Origin of the sequence: uncultured Aliiroseovarius sp., assembly GCF_947492455.1 — a bacterium.
Taxonomy (GTDB): domain Bacteria; phylum Pseudomonadota; class Alphaproteobacteria; order Rhodobacterales; family Rhodobacteraceae; genus Aliiroseovarius.
Genome location: NZ_CANLNB010000001.1, coordinates 301,377 through 317,255 on the forward strand (window position 1 = coordinate 301,377; position 15,879 = coordinate 317,255).

Annotated in this window: 14 protein-coding genes; 8 read left to right on the forward strand and 6 right to left on the reverse strand. The window is 60.2% G+C overall.

Features of this window, described 5'->3' with window-relative positions; all coding sequences use genetic code 11:
- Positions 1 to 6: 6 nt before the first annotated feature.
- The 6 genes from Q0677_RS01530 (at position 7) to argE (ending at position 5,638) form a co-directional block, all read left to right on the forward strand.
- Positions 7 to 1,152, forward strand: a complete 1,146-nt coding sequence (locus Q0677_RS01530; protein ID WP_298905267.1) for an SRPBCC family protein — start codon at positions 7 to 9, stop codon at positions 1,150 to 1,152.
- Positions 1,153 to 1,174: 22 nt separating this feature from the next.
- Positions 1,175 to 1,591 carry a RidA family protein gene (locus Q0677_RS01535; protein ID WP_298905269.1) on the forward strand — a complete coding sequence of 139 codons (417 nt, stop codon included), beginning with the start codon at positions 1,175 to 1,177 and terminating at the stop codon, positions 1,589 to 1,591.
- A gap of 73 nt (positions 1,592 to 1,664) precedes the next feature.
- Positions 1,665 to 2,339 (forward strand): DUF1028 domain-containing protein, encoded by a 675-nt coding sequence (locus Q0677_RS01540; protein ID WP_298905271.1) that lies wholly within the window; start codon positions 1,665 to 1,667, stop codon positions 2,337 to 2,339.
- A gap of 31 nt (positions 2,340 to 2,370) precedes the next feature.
- Complete coding sequence (locus tag Q0677_RS01545) at positions 2,371 to 3,483, forward strand: aromatic ring-hydroxylating dioxygenase subunit alpha (RefSeq protein WP_298905273.1); 1,113 nt, start codon at positions 2,371 to 2,373, stop codon at positions 3,481 to 3,483.
- Between the two features lie 71 nt (positions 3,484 to 3,554).
- The gene (locus Q0677_RS01550) at positions 3,555 to 4,508 is read left to right on the forward strand and encodes a LysR family transcriptional regulator (RefSeq protein WP_298905275.1); all 954 of its coding nucleotides are present in this window, start codon (positions 3,555 to 3,557) and stop codon (positions 4,506 to 4,508) included.
- The gene (gene argE / locus Q0677_RS01555; RefSeq protein ID WP_298905277.1) at positions 4,505 to 5,638 is read left to right on the forward strand and encodes an acetylornithine deacetylase; all 1,134 of its coding nucleotides are present in this window, start codon (positions 4,505 to 4,507) and stop codon (positions 5,636 to 5,638) included. The genes Q0677_RS01550 and argE overlap by 4 nt, the downstream gene beginning before the upstream one ends.
- 9 nt (positions 5,639 to 5,647) lie before the next feature.
- Here argE and Q0677_RS01560 read toward each other — a convergent pair whose 3' ends face one another.
- The 3 genes from Q0677_RS01560 to glyA form a co-directional block, all read right to left on the reverse strand.
- Entirely contained in the window at positions 5,648 to 7,273 is a 1,626-nt protein-coding gene (locus tag Q0677_RS01560) for a thiamine pyrophosphate-binding protein (protein WP_298905278.1), read from the reverse strand.
- Between the two features lie 124 nt (positions 7,274 to 7,397).
- Positions 7,398 to 9,827 carry an FAD-dependent oxidoreductase gene (locus Q0677_RS01565; RefSeq protein WP_298905280.1) on the reverse strand — a complete coding sequence of 810 codons (2,430 nt, stop codon included), beginning with the start codon at positions 9,825 to 9,827 and terminating at the stop codon, positions 7,398 to 7,400.
- 155 nt (positions 9,828 to 9,982) lie between these two features.
- A complete protein-coding gene (gene glyA / locus Q0677_RS01570) occupies positions 9,983 to 11,257 on the reverse strand; it encodes a serine hydroxymethyltransferase (protein ID WP_298905282.1) in 1,275 nt (424 codons plus the stop codon).
- Positions 11,258 to 11,378: 121 nt separating this feature from the next.
- Between glyA and Q0677_RS01575 the strand changes: the two genes are divergently transcribed.
- A complete protein-coding gene (locus Q0677_RS01575) occupies positions 11,379 to 12,266 on the forward strand; it encodes a LysR substrate-binding domain-containing protein (protein WP_298905283.1) in 888 nt (295 codons plus the stop codon).
- Positions 12,267 to 12,398: 132 nt separating this feature from the next.
- Positions 12,399 to 13,946: a hypothetical protein gene (locus Q0677_RS01580; RefSeq protein ID WP_298905284.1), complete on the forward strand. Its 1,548-nt coding sequence runs from the start codon at positions 12,399 to 12,401 to the stop codon at positions 13,944 to 13,946.
- A gap of 111 nt (positions 13,947 to 14,057) precedes the next feature.
- On the opposite strand, the gene Q0677_RS01585 is transcribed toward Q0677_RS01580, so the two are convergent.
- The 3 genes from Q0677_RS01585 to Q0677_RS01595 all read right to left on the reverse strand — a co-directional run bounded on the left by Q0677_RS01585 (position 14,058) and on the right by Q0677_RS01595 (position 15,728).
- Complete coding sequence (locus Q0677_RS01585; RefSeq protein ID WP_298905286.1) at positions 14,058 to 14,540, reverse strand: hypothetical protein; 483 nt, start codon at positions 14,538 to 14,540, stop codon at positions 14,058 to 14,060.
- 227 nt (positions 14,541 to 14,767) lie between these two features.
- A complete protein-coding gene (locus Q0677_RS01590) occupies positions 14,768 to 15,472 on the reverse strand; it encodes a helix-turn-helix domain-containing protein (protein WP_298905288.1) in 705 nt (234 codons plus the stop codon).
- Complete coding sequence (locus Q0677_RS01595) at positions 15,444 to 15,728, reverse strand: hypothetical protein (RefSeq protein ID WP_298905772.1); 285 nt, start codon at positions 15,726 to 15,728, stop codon at positions 15,444 to 15,446. Before Q0677_RS01595 ends, Q0677_RS01590 begins: the two co-directional genes overlap by 29 nt.
- Between the last annotated feature and the right edge of the window lie 151 nt (positions 15,729 to 15,879).

Consider the following 15,879-nt stretch of genomic DNA (forward strand, 5'->3'; position numbering starts at 1 on the left):
ACACAGATGGCAAAAGATCACATCGACCCCGTAGAAGAGCTTCGCCAGAACACCGCCGAACCGTTCGAGCAGGCCCATGCCATGCCGCCCTCGGTCTACACCTCCGAGGAATTCCTGAAGGAAGAGCTGAAGCACATCTTCTCGAAAGATTGGTTCTGCGTGGGCCGGGCGGATGCGCTGAAAGAGCCGGGCCAATACACCACTTGCGAGCTTGCCGGTCAGCCGGTTTTGGTCATCCGCGACCGTGACGGCGAGCTGCGCGCCATGTCGAACGTCTGCCTGCACCGCATGTCGACGCTACTGCACGGAAACGGCAAGGCCCGCGCCATTGTCTGCCCGTACCACGCCTGGACCTACAATCTGGATGGCAGCCTGCGCGGTGCGCCTGCGATGACCCTGAACGAAGGGTTCTGCAAGGACCAGTACCAACTGCCGCAGGTGAGATGTCAGGAATGGCTGGGCTGGGTGTTCATCACTCTGAACCAAGACGCGCCCGACGTATCTGATCAGCTTCGCCAAGTCGAAGACATGGTCGCGGGCTATGACATGACCAACTACACCGAAGCGTTTTACGAAGAACACGTCTGGGACACCAACTGGAAGGTGCTGGCCGAGAACTTCATGGAAAGTTATCACCTGCCGGTTTGCCACGCGGGCACCATTGGTGGTCTGTCGAAGCTCGAGGATATGGTCTGCCCGCCGGGTCTGCCCGCGTTCAACTATCACACCATCCTGAAGGACGAGACGCTGCGCATCGCGATGGCGCATCCATCAAATGATCGACTGAAAGGCGAGGAACGGCGCACGACCTTCCTGCTGGCGATCTATCCCAGCCTTCTGATCACTCTAACGCCCGGCTATTTCTGGTACTTGTCGTTGCACCCCAAAGGACCGGGCCAAGTACAGATCCGGTTTGGCGGCGGGATGTCGGATGACTATGCCGATGACGCCGACGCGCAAGAGAACTTTGCCGCCCTGAAGGCGCTTCTGGATGACGTGAATGTCGAAGATCGCGGCTGCACAGAGAAAGTGTTCAAGGGCCTGTCGTCCGACCGCGCCGTGCCGGGGCATCTAAGCCACCTTGAACGCCCCAACTATGACTTCGCGCAGTATCTGATGGCCCGGATTGAAGCCGGTCGCGCCGCCACCTGACAACCACATAAAGGGACGCCCAATGGCCCATACCCGCATTCGCAAGTTCAACACCTCGGACACCTACCCCGAACAGAACCTCGACAATGATCTGTGTCAGGCCGTGGTCACGCAGGGCGGCAAGACCGTCTATCTGCGCGGCCAGTGCCCGCAGAATCTGGACGATGCCGTCAATATCGATAGCCACGATCCGGTCGAACAGACCCACAAGGTGATGCAGAACATCCGCCAGCTGATCGAAGAGGCCGGGGGTGGGATGGAGCACTTGGTGAAGGTGGTGGTCTACATCACCGACGTGCGCCACCGCGAGGCCGTCTATCGCACCATGGGCGAGTATATCAAAGGCGTGCACCCTGTCTCGACGGGCCTGGTGGTGCAGGCGTTGGCGCGGCCCGAGTGGCTGGTTGAGATTGACGGAACGGCCGTAATCCCGGACTGAACACAAGCGAGGGGGCTGTCTGCCCCCTCGCGCTCCCCCGAGGATATTTCGGACAAGAAAAAAGGAAGCTTGGATGACGTTTTCACTGGTGGCCCGTTGTGCAGAGACCGGCATGTTCGGGATCGCGATCTCGTCGTCATCCCCTGCGGTGGCGGCGCGCTGCGCCTATGCGCGGGCCGGGGTCGGCGCGGTGGCCTCGCAGAACGTGACAGACCCAACCCTTGGCCCCTTGGCGCTGGACATGATGCAAGGCGGCATGTCCGCAGGCGAGGCGATTGCCGGCGTGAAGGATCTGGGCCGGTTTATCGAATATCGGCAGGTTCTGGCGGTGGATAAGACCGGCGCGACAGCCATCCATTCTGGGCCGAACAGCCTTGGGATTTGGACGCAAGCGCAGGGGCCGGACGTGGCCTCGGGCGGGAACTTGTTGGCGAATGACGGCGTACCGCAGGCGGTTGTGGATGGTTTTTTGGAAAGCTCCGGCCATCTGGGCGACCGCTTGATTGCCGCGATGCGCGCGGGGCTGGTGGCAGGCGGCGAGGCGGGCCCCGTGCATTCCTCTGGCATGATGCTGGTCGACAAGGTCGCGTGGCCCGTCGCCGATCTGCGCTGCGACTGGACCGAGGCCTGTCCGATCGAAAATATCGCCACCGCATGGGAGATCTATAAGCCGCAACTGGACGCCTATGTTCAACGCGCGCTCGACCCGCGCGAGGCGCCGTCCTACGGCGTGCCCGGCGACGAATAACCCCAAAACGCAACAGGAAACGGAGGGTAAGATGGGTGATTTAAGAACGAAACTTCAGGATTTGGCCGCCTTACCGGCCGACCGCCCGATGGGCATGCCTGGGGCGTATTACACAAGTCAGGCGCAATTCGAGCACGAGGCTGCCACGGTGCTGCGCTGGAATTGGCATTGTCTGGGCCGTGCGGATGAAATCCCCGAGCCCGGCGACTTTTTCACCGTGCAGCTTTTGTCCGAACCGCTGATCGTCGTGCGCGGCGATGATGGGGACATCCGTGTGCTGGCCAATGTCTGCCGTCACCGCGGCATGCCGCTGGCCGAAGGGCGGGGGAATGTGAAACGGTTCGTCTGTTCCTATCACGCCTGGGCCTATGGCCGTGACGGGGCGCTGTTGCGCGCCGCGCGGATGGAAAACGCTGGGTTTGACACCAAAAACTGCCGCCTGCATGGGCACAATGTGCATATGTGGAACGGCTTTATTTACGTCAATCTGGACACCAACGCGGCCCCGTTTGACCACCCGGATCTGGACGGGTTGCTGGCCCCTTACGAGACCGAGGGCTTCCGCCTTTTGCATGTCGCCGAAGAGAACTGGCAGACCAACTGGAAGTGCCTCGTCGAGAACTTCATGGAAGGCTACCACCTGTCGGTGGTGCACCCGCAGACGCTGCATGGCTACACGCCCACGGGGCTGGCGCGCAAGTTGCTGGCGGGCGAGGATTTCACCTCTTACGCCGCGAATTATCCCGCCACGATCCCGCCACGCGGACATGGGGCCGAGGGGCTGAGCGATGACGAACGCATGCGCTCGACCCTGTTTGCGAAATTCCCGACGCAGGTGGCCAGCCAAGCGGCCAGCCTATTGGTTTCGCTGTCTATTTTCCCGCTCAGCGCGGGCGAGATCCGCGTGAAATGGACCATGTCCGTCTATGGCGACGATCTGGACGACGCGACCATCGCCGCCCGCATCAAGCTCTGGGAAGAGGTCAACCGTGAGGATCGTGAGAAACTGGAACGCATGCAGGTGGCGCTTGGGTCCGAACATGCGCTGGAGGGTCCGCTGGCGGGCGATGACTATGAAGGCACGATCCGTGACTTCCAGATCTGGCTGGCGCGCCAAGACCGGGACGTCGTCGCCGCCGAGTAGAAAGGTGATGCTGGATCCAATGGACCACGTATCGGGCTTGAACCATGTGAACCGAAAGGCATAATCGCACGATGGCTTTGCGGTTCACTCTTCGTCAGTTGGAATATTTCGTCGCCGTGGGCGAGGAAGGCTCGATCTCGCAGGCAAGCGCGCGGGTAAACGTGTCGTCGCCGTCGATCTCGGCGGCGATTTCCCAGCTAGAGGACGAGTTCGGCCTGCCGCTTTTCGTGCGCAAACACGCGCATGGGCTTAGCCTGACGCAAGCCGGGCGGCAGTTCATGGCGCAAGCCAAACTGGTGCTGCAGGAAGCGGACGCGCTGAACCGGCTGGCGGGGGATATCTCGGGCAACGTGCAGGGGCCGCTGAGCATCGGTTGCCTTGTCAGCTTTGCGCAGGTGCTTTTGCCCGCGATTCGGCGGCAGTTTGAACTGAGATACCCGGATGTGCGCGTCAGCCAGATTGAAACCGACCAGCTGAACCTGATCGAACAGCTTCGTCGCGCACAGATCGATGTCGCGCTGTCCTATGATCTGGAAATCCCGCCGGATCTGGAATTCGTGCCGCTGCGCACCCTGCCCCCCTATGCAATGGTACCCGAAGGCCACCCGCTGGCCCGCCAGAACGAGGTCGAGGTGGCCGAGCTTTTGGACTATCCGATGGTCCTGTTGGACCTTCCGCTCAGCACCAACTATTTCCTCAGCTTCTTTGACCAGACGGGCCGTAAGCCGCGCATTGTCGAACGCACGCGGGACATGGCGGTGATGCGGTCGATGGTGGCCAACGGGTTTGGCTATGCAATCGCCAATATTAGACCCTATTCCGACCTTTCTCCGGACGGGCGGCGGCTGGTGTTCATCCCCTTGAAGGGCGAACAGCGCCCCATGCAGTTGGGTCTGATCATCCCCGAAGGCGCGCGCAACGTGCTGACGGTCAACGCCTTTATCGACCACGCCGCAACGGTCATTCGTGACTGGAATTATCCGGGACATGCCATCCCGCCGGCATCAGACGGAAAAACCGCATGAGAACACTGGACATTCTTGAGCGATTGATAGGTTTTCCGACCGTCAGCAAAGATAGCAATCTGGACCTGATCCACTATGTGCAGGATCTGCTGCACAGCGCCGGGTTCGCCGTGGTGCGCATTCCCTCGCCTTGTGGTCAAAAGGCCGGATTGTTTGCGCGGATTGGCCCCGAAACAGGGGGTGTTTGCCTGTCTGCGCATACGGATGTGGTGCCTGTCGAGGGACAGGATTGGTCCAGCGATCCGTTTACCCTGACCCGCCGTGGGGATCGCCTGCATGGGCGGGGGGTGACGGATATGAAGGGTTTTCTGGCCTCGGCCCTTGCGATGGCGGAACGTGCTGCGAAAGCACCGCTGATCGAACCGCTCAGCCTTGCAATTTCCTATGACGAGGAAATCGGATGTGTGGGCATTCGCCAGATGATGCCTACTCTGGCACCGCTACTGGGCAGCCCCCGTGCGGTGATCGTGGGCGAGCCGACCTCGATGCAGGTGGCGACCGGGCATAAGGGCAAAGTAGCGCTTAAGGTAAACTGTCATGGGGAAGCGGGCCACAGTGCGCTGGCGCCCAACTTCACCAACGCGCTGCACGTTGCCGCACGCTTCATCGACGAGGTTCGCGCGCTGCAAGGTCGGCTGGCAGAAGGCGCGACGGACGCGGCCTATTCGATCCCTTACTCCACCGTCCATATCGGGCGCATGAGCGGCGGTCGCGCGTTGAACATTGTCCCGGATTCCGCCGTGTTAGAGATGGAATTCCGTCATCTGGCGCAAACCCCAGCCGACGAAATCCTGTCCGAGTTGAACAACATCGCCCAGCGCGTCGGTGCCGCGTTCGGCAGTCCCAACGCGGTCGAGATAACGCAGACCAACGCCTATTACGGGCTGGACACGCCCGCCAACGATCCGGTCGTCCGTTGGGCCGGTCAGATGGCAGGCACCCAAGGCACCACCAAGGTCGCTTTCGGGACCGAGGCCGGGTTCTTCGCTGCCGAAGGCATCCCTACAGTGGTCATCGGACCCGGCGACATGGCGCGCGACGGCCATAAGGCGGACGAGGGCGTAGACCTGTCCGAACTGGCCGCCTGCGACGCGATGATGGACCGGATCCTGACCGATCTCAGTACGTAAACGCCCGCGTTAGATTCGCATCCGCGGCACGTCATTCGGATCCAGCCGCAGCTCGATCAGCAGGGGTTTCGTGCGGGTATCAATCGCAGTGATCGCGCTTTCCAGCGTCTCGACACTGTCCACATAGATGCCCTGCCCGCCCAGCGCGGTGCCGATCTCGGCGAAGGACGGCCAGTCGAACATCGACAGGCCCGGGTCCATCTTCCGGTCGAGGAACTGGATATGCTCGGCCCCATAGGCGCTGTCATTGGCGACGATCACCACCAGATCCTGCTTCATGCGCACGGCGGTGTTGAATTCGTTGATACCACCCATCATGAAGCCGCCGTCCCCGGTAAACAGGACGACCGGACGGTCTTTCACCGCAAAGCCTGCGCCGATCGCGACCTGAAGTCCCAGCCCGATCGAGCCGAAATTGGTCGTGGCAATGAAGCTTTCGGCATTGGGGGCGTCGACGCGGCACCAGACCTCGGTCATGAAGCGGCCACCGTCTGTGGTCAGGAAGCGATCCTTGGGCAGTGCGGCGTCCAAACGGTCCAGCGCGTATTCGAAGTTGACGAAACCCGGTGCGGCCTTGTCGGGATTGCCTTTTGGATGGGCGGTCAGAACCTCCATATCCAGTTCGGCTGTGAAGCCGCTGGCAGGGATTTCGGCCTCGTCCAGCCACCAGACGATGTTGTCGGCGGTCAGGCCCGCGTCGGCCACCAAGGCCGCGTCGGGGTGATAGTTCTTGGACACCTCGGTCACGGTGTCATTCACCTGCACCACGCGCTTGCCCTTCATCAGGGCACCTTTATCGGTGGTGAAGTGGTGCAAAGACGTGCCGAAGGCCACAACGCAGTCGGCCTTGGCGATGGCTTCATACGCGGCAGGGGTCGAGAGGGTGCCGAAGATGTCGATGTTGAACGGGTGGTCGTTGAACATCCCCTTGGCTTTCAGCGTGGTCGCCAGCGGGGCTTCCAGACGGTCGGCCAGTTTGATGATCTGATCCACCGAGTCCTTCGCCCCGATCCCCGCCAGAATAATTGGGCGCTTGGCCGACGCGATCATACCGATGGCTTCGTCCAGATCGTCGCCTTCGGGCACATGCGCAGGAGCGGAAAATGCCGGGAAGACATGCTTTTCATGCGTGGCCTCTTCCCACATGAAATCGGCAGGCATGTTCAGCACGATGGGCCGCTTTTCGACCTGCGCGCGGTAGATGGCATGCGCCACGTCATAGGATGCGGTTTCTGGCGAACGCATCTGTTCAAACCCGGCACCCGTCACCTTCACGGTCTCACGCTGGTCGATGTTTTGAAGGTTCTGCGGGTTGGACACGGCGGTGTCGCCCGCCAACAGCACCATCGGCACACGCCCGCGCACACCCTCGGTCAGGGCGGTGACACAGTTGGTCAGAGCGGGGCCGTGGGTGACGGTGGCAATGCCAACGCTGCCGGACACGCGGCCATAGGCCAGCGCCATCAATACGGCGCTACCTTCAAACGCGACGGGGACGAATTCGCCCCCGCATTCGCGGACATAGTGATCCACCATGAACAAGTTCGCATCACCCATCAGGCCGAACATGGTCGTATGATTGTGATCCACCAGCGACTGGGCGATGGACTGATATACATAAGCTGAGGCGCTCATCTATGGGACTCCCTTAAATAGACCCGGCTTTGGGAATTGGCCGGCCTCACTTCTATTCTGGGTCCCTATGTATGTGCGCTAACATGACGAGGTCCACTGTTTTCTTGCAAATGAAACGATCCAATCAGGCGCGCGGGCGCAGGTTCTGTGGGTCATAGGCGCAGATGTCGATCACCTCGCCCTCGCGCAATTCATTGTGGATTTTCACCTGAAGCTTGGTGCCCGGCGCGGTCAATTCCTGCGGCACCAGCGCCATTGCGATGTCATGCTGACAGGTGTACGAGAACCCGCCCGAGGTGACGCGCCCGACGATCTGACCGTCGTGATAGACCGCCTCGTGCGCGATCACCGATGTCTCGCAGAAGGGTAGTTTCAGCGTGATTAGTGTCTTATGTTCGCCGTCTTCCTTCTGTTTCAGCAGGGCGTCTTTGCCGATGAAGTCCCGATCTTTCATCGCCACGAAACGCCCCAGATCCGCCTCGAACGGCGTCATGTCCTTGCAAATCTCGCGGTTGATCGCGCGATAGGATTTGTCCAGCCGCATGCTTTCCAACGCCAACGCCCCGAAGGGCCGCACACCTGCCTTTAACAGCAGATCGACGATGTGGCGGTTGTAGTTCACGGGGTGGTGAATTTCCCAACCCAGTTCTCCGGTATAGCTGACCCGCAGAAGGCGCACGCCCTTGGCATAGCCGACCTCGCCCATCTGAGCGGACAGCCACGGAAACGCCTCGTTCGACAGGTCATTGTCGGTCAGCGGCTGCAAAATCTCGCGCGATTTCGGACCTGCTAGCGCGACGACGCCGTATTGCTCGGACACATCTTCCATCTGCACCGAGCCATCCTTCGGTAGGCGCTTGGACAGCTCGTCCCAGTTATAAACCTGCCCGTTGGGGGTCGAGACCAGATAGAACGCATCCTCGGCGTCGCGGACGATGGTGTATTCGGCATCCATCCCGCCCCGCTCGTTCAGCATTAAAGACAGCGTCATCCGCCCCACTTTGGGCAGCTTGTTCGCCATCAACCCGTCCAACCACGCCGCCGCCCCCGGCCCGCGCACCGTGAACTTGGTCATGGGGGACATTTCGATGAAACCCGCTTCCTCGCGGGTCGTTTTCACCTCGCCCGCGACATGATCCCATGCGTGGGTCTGGCGGAAAGACGCAACCGGAATCGCTTCCTCAGGCGTCGGCGCGAACCATTTGGGGAACTCATAGCCGTTATAGGTCGTCCAAACCGCCCCCTTAGCGGTCAGCAAATCATACGAGCCAACAGTGCGCATCGGGCGCGCGGAATAGAGATCCTCGCCGGGGATATGCGCGTGCATATGGGTGCCCCACGTCTCGCGCACCTTGTCCATCGTCCAGCGTTTCGAGGCATAGTCGCCAAACCGGCGCGGATCGAGCTCGGACATATCAATGGCGGGACGCCCATTCAGGATCCATTGCGCCAACTGATTGCCTACGGTTCCGCCCCACAGAATCCCGCCCGGCATGCCTTCGGCCAGCCACAGGTTGTCATGCCCCGGCGCAGGCCCGGCCAGCGGCAGCTCGTCCGGCGTCATCTGGAACGGGCCGCGGGTGTTGGCCTTGATGCCAACCTCGCCCAGCACCGGGACACGGTCGATGGCGCGTTCCCACTGGGTTTCCACGGCCTCGAAATCCTCGGGCAGCAGATCGGCGCCAAAACTCGGAGGCACGCGGTCCTCGGCGAACAGCTTCAGGTCTTTCTCGAACTCGTAAGGGCCGAACTGAAGGCCGCCCGTGTCTTCACGCAAATAGGCGCCGTAGTCCTCGTCCCGCAGGATCGGGTATTCGGGCAGCCCCTGTTTCTTGCGGTCGATCAGATGCGGTACGGTTTCAGTGGTCCAATACTGGTGCACGATCGGGATGCAGGGCAGGTCCAGCCCCACCCGGCGCGCGTTTTCCCGCGCGTAGTTGCCGGTCGCGAATATCAAGTGTTCACAGGTGATTTCGCCTTGATTAGTGACTACTTTCCACAATCCATTGTCGAGCTTCTCATAGCTCTGCGCCTCGGTGTTCTGATACACTTTGGCGCCTGCATCACGGGCCAGCTTCGCCATCGCCTGCGTAATGTCGGCCGGGTTCACATAACCGTCTTCCGTGTGCAGGATGCCGCCCTGAATGCTGTTGCTTTGGTTCAGAAGCGGATGCACCTCGGCGATTTCTTCCGGGGTCAGAAGTTTGCAGGGAACGCCCGCGGCCTCGGCCACGGACAGATAGCTTTGGAATTCGTCCCAGCGTTCCGGCGTGTTGGCGACCCGCAGCTGCCCGACCTTCTTCAGGCCGACCGACGCGCCCAGTTTTTTCTCAACCTCGGTATAAATCCGGATCGTTTCCAGCGTCATTTTTGACACGTTGTGCGACCGCACAAAGGTCACCAACAGCCCCGCCGCGTGCCATGTGGACCCCGCCGTCAGCTGCGTGCGCTCCAACATCACCGCGTCCGAGCACCCATGTTCCGTCAACCCATACAGGATCGAGGCGCCAACGCAGCCGCCTCCGACAACAACGACTTTCGCATGAGACTGCATGGGATCCCTCCGGTTCAACACTCTTGTTACGAATCACTCTAGTGGCAAATCACCCCCTGACTTCTCTGAAAACGACACCTGCGTGCAGGTCAGATAACGCGAAAACCCCGCCTGAATTCACAGGCGGGGCACAACAGGTCGACTAAGGATCCGTGTCAGCCAGTGTAAGCGGGGAAGGAGGCACAGAGCGTGGCAACCTTGCCTGCCGCCTTGGCTACAACCGCGTCGAGAGCCGCCGCATCACCCGCAGCCTCGGCGTCGATCAGGTCGGCAATGATCTCGCCCAGCTGCGCGAACTCGGGTTCTTTCATGCCCCGCGTGGTGGCCGCACTGGCCCCTAGGCGCAGGCCGACCCATTCCGGAGGACGCGGGCTGTCATAGGGGATTGCGTTTTTGTTTGCGGTGATATTGGCGCGCTCCAGAACCACCTCGGCGCGCTTGCCGGTCAGGCGCTTCCCGCTGAGGTCCAGAAGCACGATATGTGAGTCTGTTCCACCAGAAACGATGCGAACACCGCGTGCGGCCAGCGTGCTGGACAAAGTGGCCGCATTCGCCTTGATCTGATGCGCATAGGCTTTGAACTCGTCCGTCATCGCCTCGCCCAAACACACTGCTTTGGCGGCCAGAACCTGCGTGTGAATCGAGCCCTGAACGCCGGGAAAAACCGCGGATTGCAGGCGCTTGAACCAGTCTTCGTTGTTGGTCAGGATCAGGCCGCCACGCGGACCGCGCAGGGTTTTGGTGGTGGTGCAGGTGACGATATCGGCATGCGGGAACGGCGAGGGATGCGCCCCACCCGCGACCAGCCCCGCAATATGCGCCATGTCCACATGGAACCATGCGCCTACCTTCTTGGCGATCTGACCCATGCGTTCGAAATCAATCTCGCGCGGATAGGCCGATCCACCAGCGATCAGCAGCTTAGGTTTCAGCGCGATGGCCTGTTGTTCCAGTTCATCATAGTTGATCACCTCGGTTTCCGGATCGACCCCATAGTGATGCGGCTCGAACCAGCGGCCCGAGAGGTTAGCCTTCAGCCCATGCGACAGATGCCCCCCGGCTGCCAGATCCAGCGACAGCACTTTGTCGCCCAGTTTCAGCAGCAGAAAGAACACCGCCAGGTTGGCTTGCGAGCCGGAATGGGGCTGCACATTGGCGTAATTGCAGTGGAATAGAGCCTTTGCGCGGTCGATCGCGGCTTGCTCGACCACATCCACGAAACGACCTCCGCCGTGGAAGCGGTTGCCGGGATAGCCTTCCAGCGTTTTGTTCGTCATCTCGTGCCCCAACACGTCCAACACCGCACGGCTGACGATGTTTTCGGACGCGATCAGCTCGATCTGATCCTGTTGGCGTTGCTTTTCATTGTTCAGCGCATCCGCAATCAGCGGATCGGTTTGGGCGACCGGCGTATTGAATTGAAGTGTCATCTGCGTACTCGCTTTCCTGAAAGGGGTGTCGTCCTCAGGATCAGGCAGAGGGGCTGGATCGCGCAAATCAGTATTGCTATTATTTTGGTGTAGAAAAACTCAACCTAGCTGAAAGCGCGCCATGCCCGTCTCGCCACCCCGTCCGAAAGGCCCACATCTGAACGCCCTGCGCGCGTTCGAGGCTGCAGCGCGTTTGGGCAGTTTCTCGGCAGCGGCAGAGGAGCTATCGGTCACGCCCGGTGCGATCACCCAGCACATCAAAACGCTCGAGGCCTGGGCCGAGACCCCTTTGTTCACGCGGAACGCCCGTGGCGTCGCGCTGACCCCAATGGCCGAAGCGCTGGTGCCCGAGTTCACCCGCGCCTTCGACCAACTGGGCCTTGCCGTTCATGCGTTGCGCAAGCAAGTCGCGCCCAACAAGATCAAGCTGGCGACGCTACCGTCGCTTGCCCAGTACTGGTTGCCCGCCCGTCTAGGAAAGCTGCGCCAGATCGCCCCGGATTTGCAGGTATCTGTAATTGCTTTGGAAGAACCGCCAAATCTGGTGCGCGAGCCCATTGATATGTCGCTGTTTTTCACTTCAGACCCCTTGGGGCCAAATGATATCGAGGTGCTGCGGGATCGGATCTTCCCAATTTGCACCCCAGACGTGGCCGCCCGCCTGACCCGCCTTGAAGACCTGCGCAATGAAACGCTTCTACGCGACAGCACATGGTCCGACGATTGGGAGCATTGGCTGTCCGCGCAGACGGATCTGGGCGGCATCGCCTCGGGTGGGACGGAACACTCGTTATTTGCCGTCGCGCTGGAAGAAGCCCGGCATGGTGGGGGCGTCTTGATGGCGCACGAGGCGCTGGTGCAGCGGTTTCTGGACAGCGGCGAGCTGGTGCGCCCCTTCGCTGGCATTGTCGATCTGCCGCGAAAGCTGGTTCTGCACCTGTCGCCTAAGATGGTCCGCTCGGATCAACTGGCGCAAATCCGTGACGTTCTGATGGAAATCGCCAAGTAGGTTGGTGGTTCAACGGTTCATGCTCGGATGTGTTGAGCCACTTACCGCCAATACCCTGAAAGGTGTTGTAACCCCAAAATCACTGACATACCTTCGCGCCAATTACACATAGAGTGCAAAGGATTATCGCACATGCAAACACTTGCCACCCGACTGACCCGCGCCGCTTTTCTGGGCGCAACTTTCCTGCCCGGTACCGCTTTTGCGGATCTGACCACAGGGGACGTCTGGACGCATCTTCAGCAAAGCTCGACCACTTTCGGTGGCGCGCTCAGCGCCGAGACGTCGGCGCGTGGCGACGGCCTTACCCTGCAGAACGTGACGTTCGACATGTCGCTACCGTTTGATATCGGTGCCGTGAAAGTCGATCTGGGTGCGTTCGATTTGATCGATATGGGGGATGGCCGGGTCGAGATGATCGTGCCCGAAAGCAGCACCTATACACTGACCTACACCGGTCCAGAGGGCGAAAGTTTTGGCGGTGCGATGACGATGAGCCACCAAGGGTTCACCAACATCTTCTCGGGCACCTCGGAAGAGATCACCTTCGACCAGAAAGCCGCACGGTTAGATATCTCGATCGATGTTGGCGGCCTTCCGGACGAGATCCAAGATTTCTCGATGAACGGCACATATCTTGGCCTTGTGGGTCAGTCGGTGACCAAATCGGGGCAGATGACAAGTTCGGACATTACCTTCGCGTCAGACGAACAGAGCATCACGTTCAACCAGTCGATGATGATCGACGGCGAGGGGCCGATCACCACTACGTCCGTCATGAAATCGGGTCGTATCGAAGGCGAGATGCGCATGGTGACCCCGTCCACTGGAATCGATTTTTCCAACCTTGCCAAGGCGTTGCGGGACGGGATGGTGATGGACATGACCACCCGTATGTCTGACTACAGCACAGAACAAGTGACCTCGCAGGGGGATACGATGATGATGGCGCAGTCGTCCTCGGCCAAGTCCTATGACTCGTCCATGAAGCTGGATGCAAGCGGTGTCACCATCTCGGGTCCGGTCGAAGATTTCCGTCTTCAGATGGAAATGCCGATGATGCCGGGTCTGGCGCTGGGTGGAAACATCGCGTCGATGTCGGCCACCATGCAGGCGCCGCTTTTGGCGGATGACAGCTTTGGTCCCGTGGCGGTCAAGCTCGATCTGAACGGGCTGACGCTGGACGATATGGTCTGGGCGATGGGCGACCCGATGGGCGCCCTGCCGCGCGATCCGATCCACATGACGCTCGATCTGACTGGGACACTGAAGCACAACATCGAATGGCTTGATTTCGCGAATGTCGAAGCCAGCCTGATGGCGCTGGACGACATGCTGCCGGTCGAGCCGGGCAGCGCGACGCTGAACGCTTTGCGTCTGTCGGCTGTGGGGGCCGAGATCACCGGCGAGGGTGCGTTTACCTTTGATTCCACCGATCTCGAGTCCTTCGACGGCCTGCCGCGCCCGGAAGGCAAACTGACCCTGCGCGCCAAAGGTCTGACCGCCCTGTCGCAGAAACTGGCACAGATGGGCATTCCGGCGGAACAGATTACCGGGTCAATGATGATGCTGGAGATGTTCTCGGCTGCTGATGCCGCGAACGGAGACGATGCCCGCATCACCACGTTGGAAGTCACCCCCGACGGATCGGTCTTCGCGAACGGGATGCAGCTTCAGTAAGCCACGCGCCCACGTTTCAACGCAGCAAAATTGCCCGGCAAGAGGTTCTCTCCTGCCGGGCATTGTTTTTCATGCGGTCTTACCGTGCTCCGTAACTAACGGCGCAAAATATCAACGGTCATCGTCGTTCTTGTTTGACTTACCCGGAACGCCATCGCCGCCGCCATTGCCTTTGCCGTTGTTGGCTTTCGAACCTTTGCCGTTGCCGCCGTCGCCATCTCCGCCGTCGCCGCCGTCACCGTCTCCAGTGTCGCCGCCGTCACCATCTCCGGTATCGCCGCCGTCACCGTCTCCAGTGTCACCGCCGCCACCGTCTCCAGTGTCACCGCCGCCACCGTCTCCAGTGTCACCGCCGCCACCGTCTCCAGTGTCACCGCCGCCACCATCTCCAGTGTCACCGCCGCCACCATCTCCAGTGTCACCGCCGCCACCATCTCCAGTGTCACCACCGCCACCATCTCCGGTATCGCCACCGCCGCCGTCACCATCGCCACAGCTAGACGTACAGCCCGGATCGGCTGCCTGAAGGTTTGCAGGCATAATCAAAATAGCTGCCAAAAGTGCCACAAAAAGGCCTGGGATCTTTGTGCTCATAATTCCCCTCCTAAAAAATGGTCCGCCCAACCACGCGGGTACAAATGTCTGGTTGTGCGCAATAGTTTACTAAAATAGCACCTCTTCGTCCAATTTTCTGCCGCACTGCTGACACATTCTCGCCCCAATTGAAAAATCAGAGCGCGTCCCAAACGCAAAACAGGCCAGCTCTGTGTCGGGCCGGCCTGTATGGCGTTTAAAGTGAAGATGCTGGCAAGCAGCGCGGGTCAGATCATCCGGATGACGTCCTTATCAATCGACAGCATATAGCCGCGGCGGGCGATGGTTTTCACCAGAAGCTCGCTCATCAACTGGTTGCCCAGCGCGTCGCGCAGACGTTTGATGCGGGTGGCACCGGCGGCCTCGTCACACTCGGACGGATCACGACCCGAGATCAGCCCCTCAAGCTGCGAGCCAGACAGAACATCCTCGTCCATCCGCGCTTCGGCCAATGCAGACAGGGTTTCGATGGCCGCTTCCGTCAGCGAGAACTCCATGTTGTTCAGATACACGGTGCGCTCTTCGCGGCTGATCAGAAGCGAGTTCACCTGAATACCGGCGCGTTCGATCTCGCCCATACGGCGGTTCAGGCCGAGGATGGTCAGAAGGAACAGAAGCGCCGCAACCAAAAGCGCGGTGGCGAAGATCAGCAGCACGAAAATCACCATGCGATAGCTGGTCAGCGTGTCAGCAAAAGCGGTGCCGGACTGCGCCAGAATCTCAAGCAGCTTGATTTCCGCGCCCGAAGTCAGTCCGTCATTTTCCACAAAGATCTGTTCAACCCGCGCGTTAAATGCATTCGCATCCGGCAAGGTCAGGAACAGGAACACGGCCGCCACCAGCAGAATCGCAACAATCGCCGCAATCCCGATAACAACCACCCGATTCGAGCGCTTCAGCGCGTCAGTAGCGAAGGAAGAATTGTCCGGCACTGTCTTTCCTTTCCTCAAGGCCCGTGGCGTCAAATATGGATTGGACTTTCAGAAGGGACCAGCCATTGGCCTCCAACCGGTCACTTATCTGCCGACTTGCGGCCTTGCGATTGTCGCAAGCGTCGTCGGGCAGTTCGATCACACCATAGTGGAGCTTTAGCGGGTTATCCCGTTTGGCCTTGTAATCCGCATAGCACGCGGCCTGCGCCGTCGATGCCAGTGCGACAAGGATAAGAGTGAGTGCTGTTTTTTTCATCATGGTCTGACCATGCGGCGCAGGGACTGGTTATTCAATAACAAACCCCGTCTGGGCGCGCTGATAGGGGATAACAGACCCCCGTTATTGCCTGTCTTTCAGGGGGATCCGCATGTTGGGGGCATGACAAGCGCCTGCTCGCGCCGAACCA

Coding starts and splice junctions, on each gene's coding strand:
- Q0677_RS01530 (WP_298905267.1), top strand. CDS start 7: ATGGCAAAAGATCACATCGACCCCGTAGAAGAGCTTCGCCAGAACACC.
- glyA (WP_298905282.1), bottom strand. CDS start 11,257: ATGACACTTCAATTCAATACGCCGGTCGCCCAAACCGATCCGCTGATT.
- Q0677_RS01535 (WP_298905269.1), top strand. CDS start 1,175: ATGGCCCATACCCGCATTCGCAAGTTCAACACCTCGGACACCTACCCC.
- Q0677_RS01550 (WP_298905275.1), top strand. CDS start 3,555: ATGGCTTTGCGGTTCACTCTTCGTCAGTTGGAATATTTCGTCGCCGTG.
- Q0677_RS01565 (WP_298905280.1), bottom strand. CDS start 9,827: ATGCAGTCTCATGCGAAAGTCGTTGTTGTCGGAGGCGGCTGCGTTGGC.
- Q0677_RS01545 (WP_298905273.1), top strand. CDS start 2,371: ATGGGTGATTTAAGAACGAAACTTCAGGATTTGGCCGCCTTACCGGCC.
- Q0677_RS01595 (WP_298905772.1), bottom strand. CDS start 15,728: ATGAAAAAAACAGCACTCACTCTTATCCTTGTCGCACTGGCATCGACG.
- Q0677_RS01580 (WP_298905284.1), top strand. CDS start 12,399: ATGCAAACACTTGCCACCCGACTGACCCGCGCCGCTTTTCTGGGCGCA.
- Q0677_RS01585 (WP_298905286.1), bottom strand. CDS start 14,540: ATGAGCACAAAGATCCCAGGCCTTTTTGTGGCACTTTTGGCAGCTATT.
- Q0677_RS01560 (WP_298905278.1), bottom strand. CDS start 7,273: ATGAGCGCCTCAGCTTATGTATATCAGTCCATCGCCCAGTCGCTGGTG.
- Q0677_RS01575 (WP_298905283.1), top strand. CDS start 11,379: ATGCCCGTCTCGCCACCCCGTCCGAAAGGCCCACATCTGAACGCCCTG.
- Q0677_RS01540 (WP_298905271.1), top strand. CDS start 1,665: ATGACGTTTTCACTGGTGGCCCGTTGTGCAGAGACCGGCATGTTCGGG.
- argE (WP_298905277.1), top strand. CDS start 4,505: ATGAGAACACTGGACATTCTTGAGCGATTGATAGGTTTTCCGACCGTC.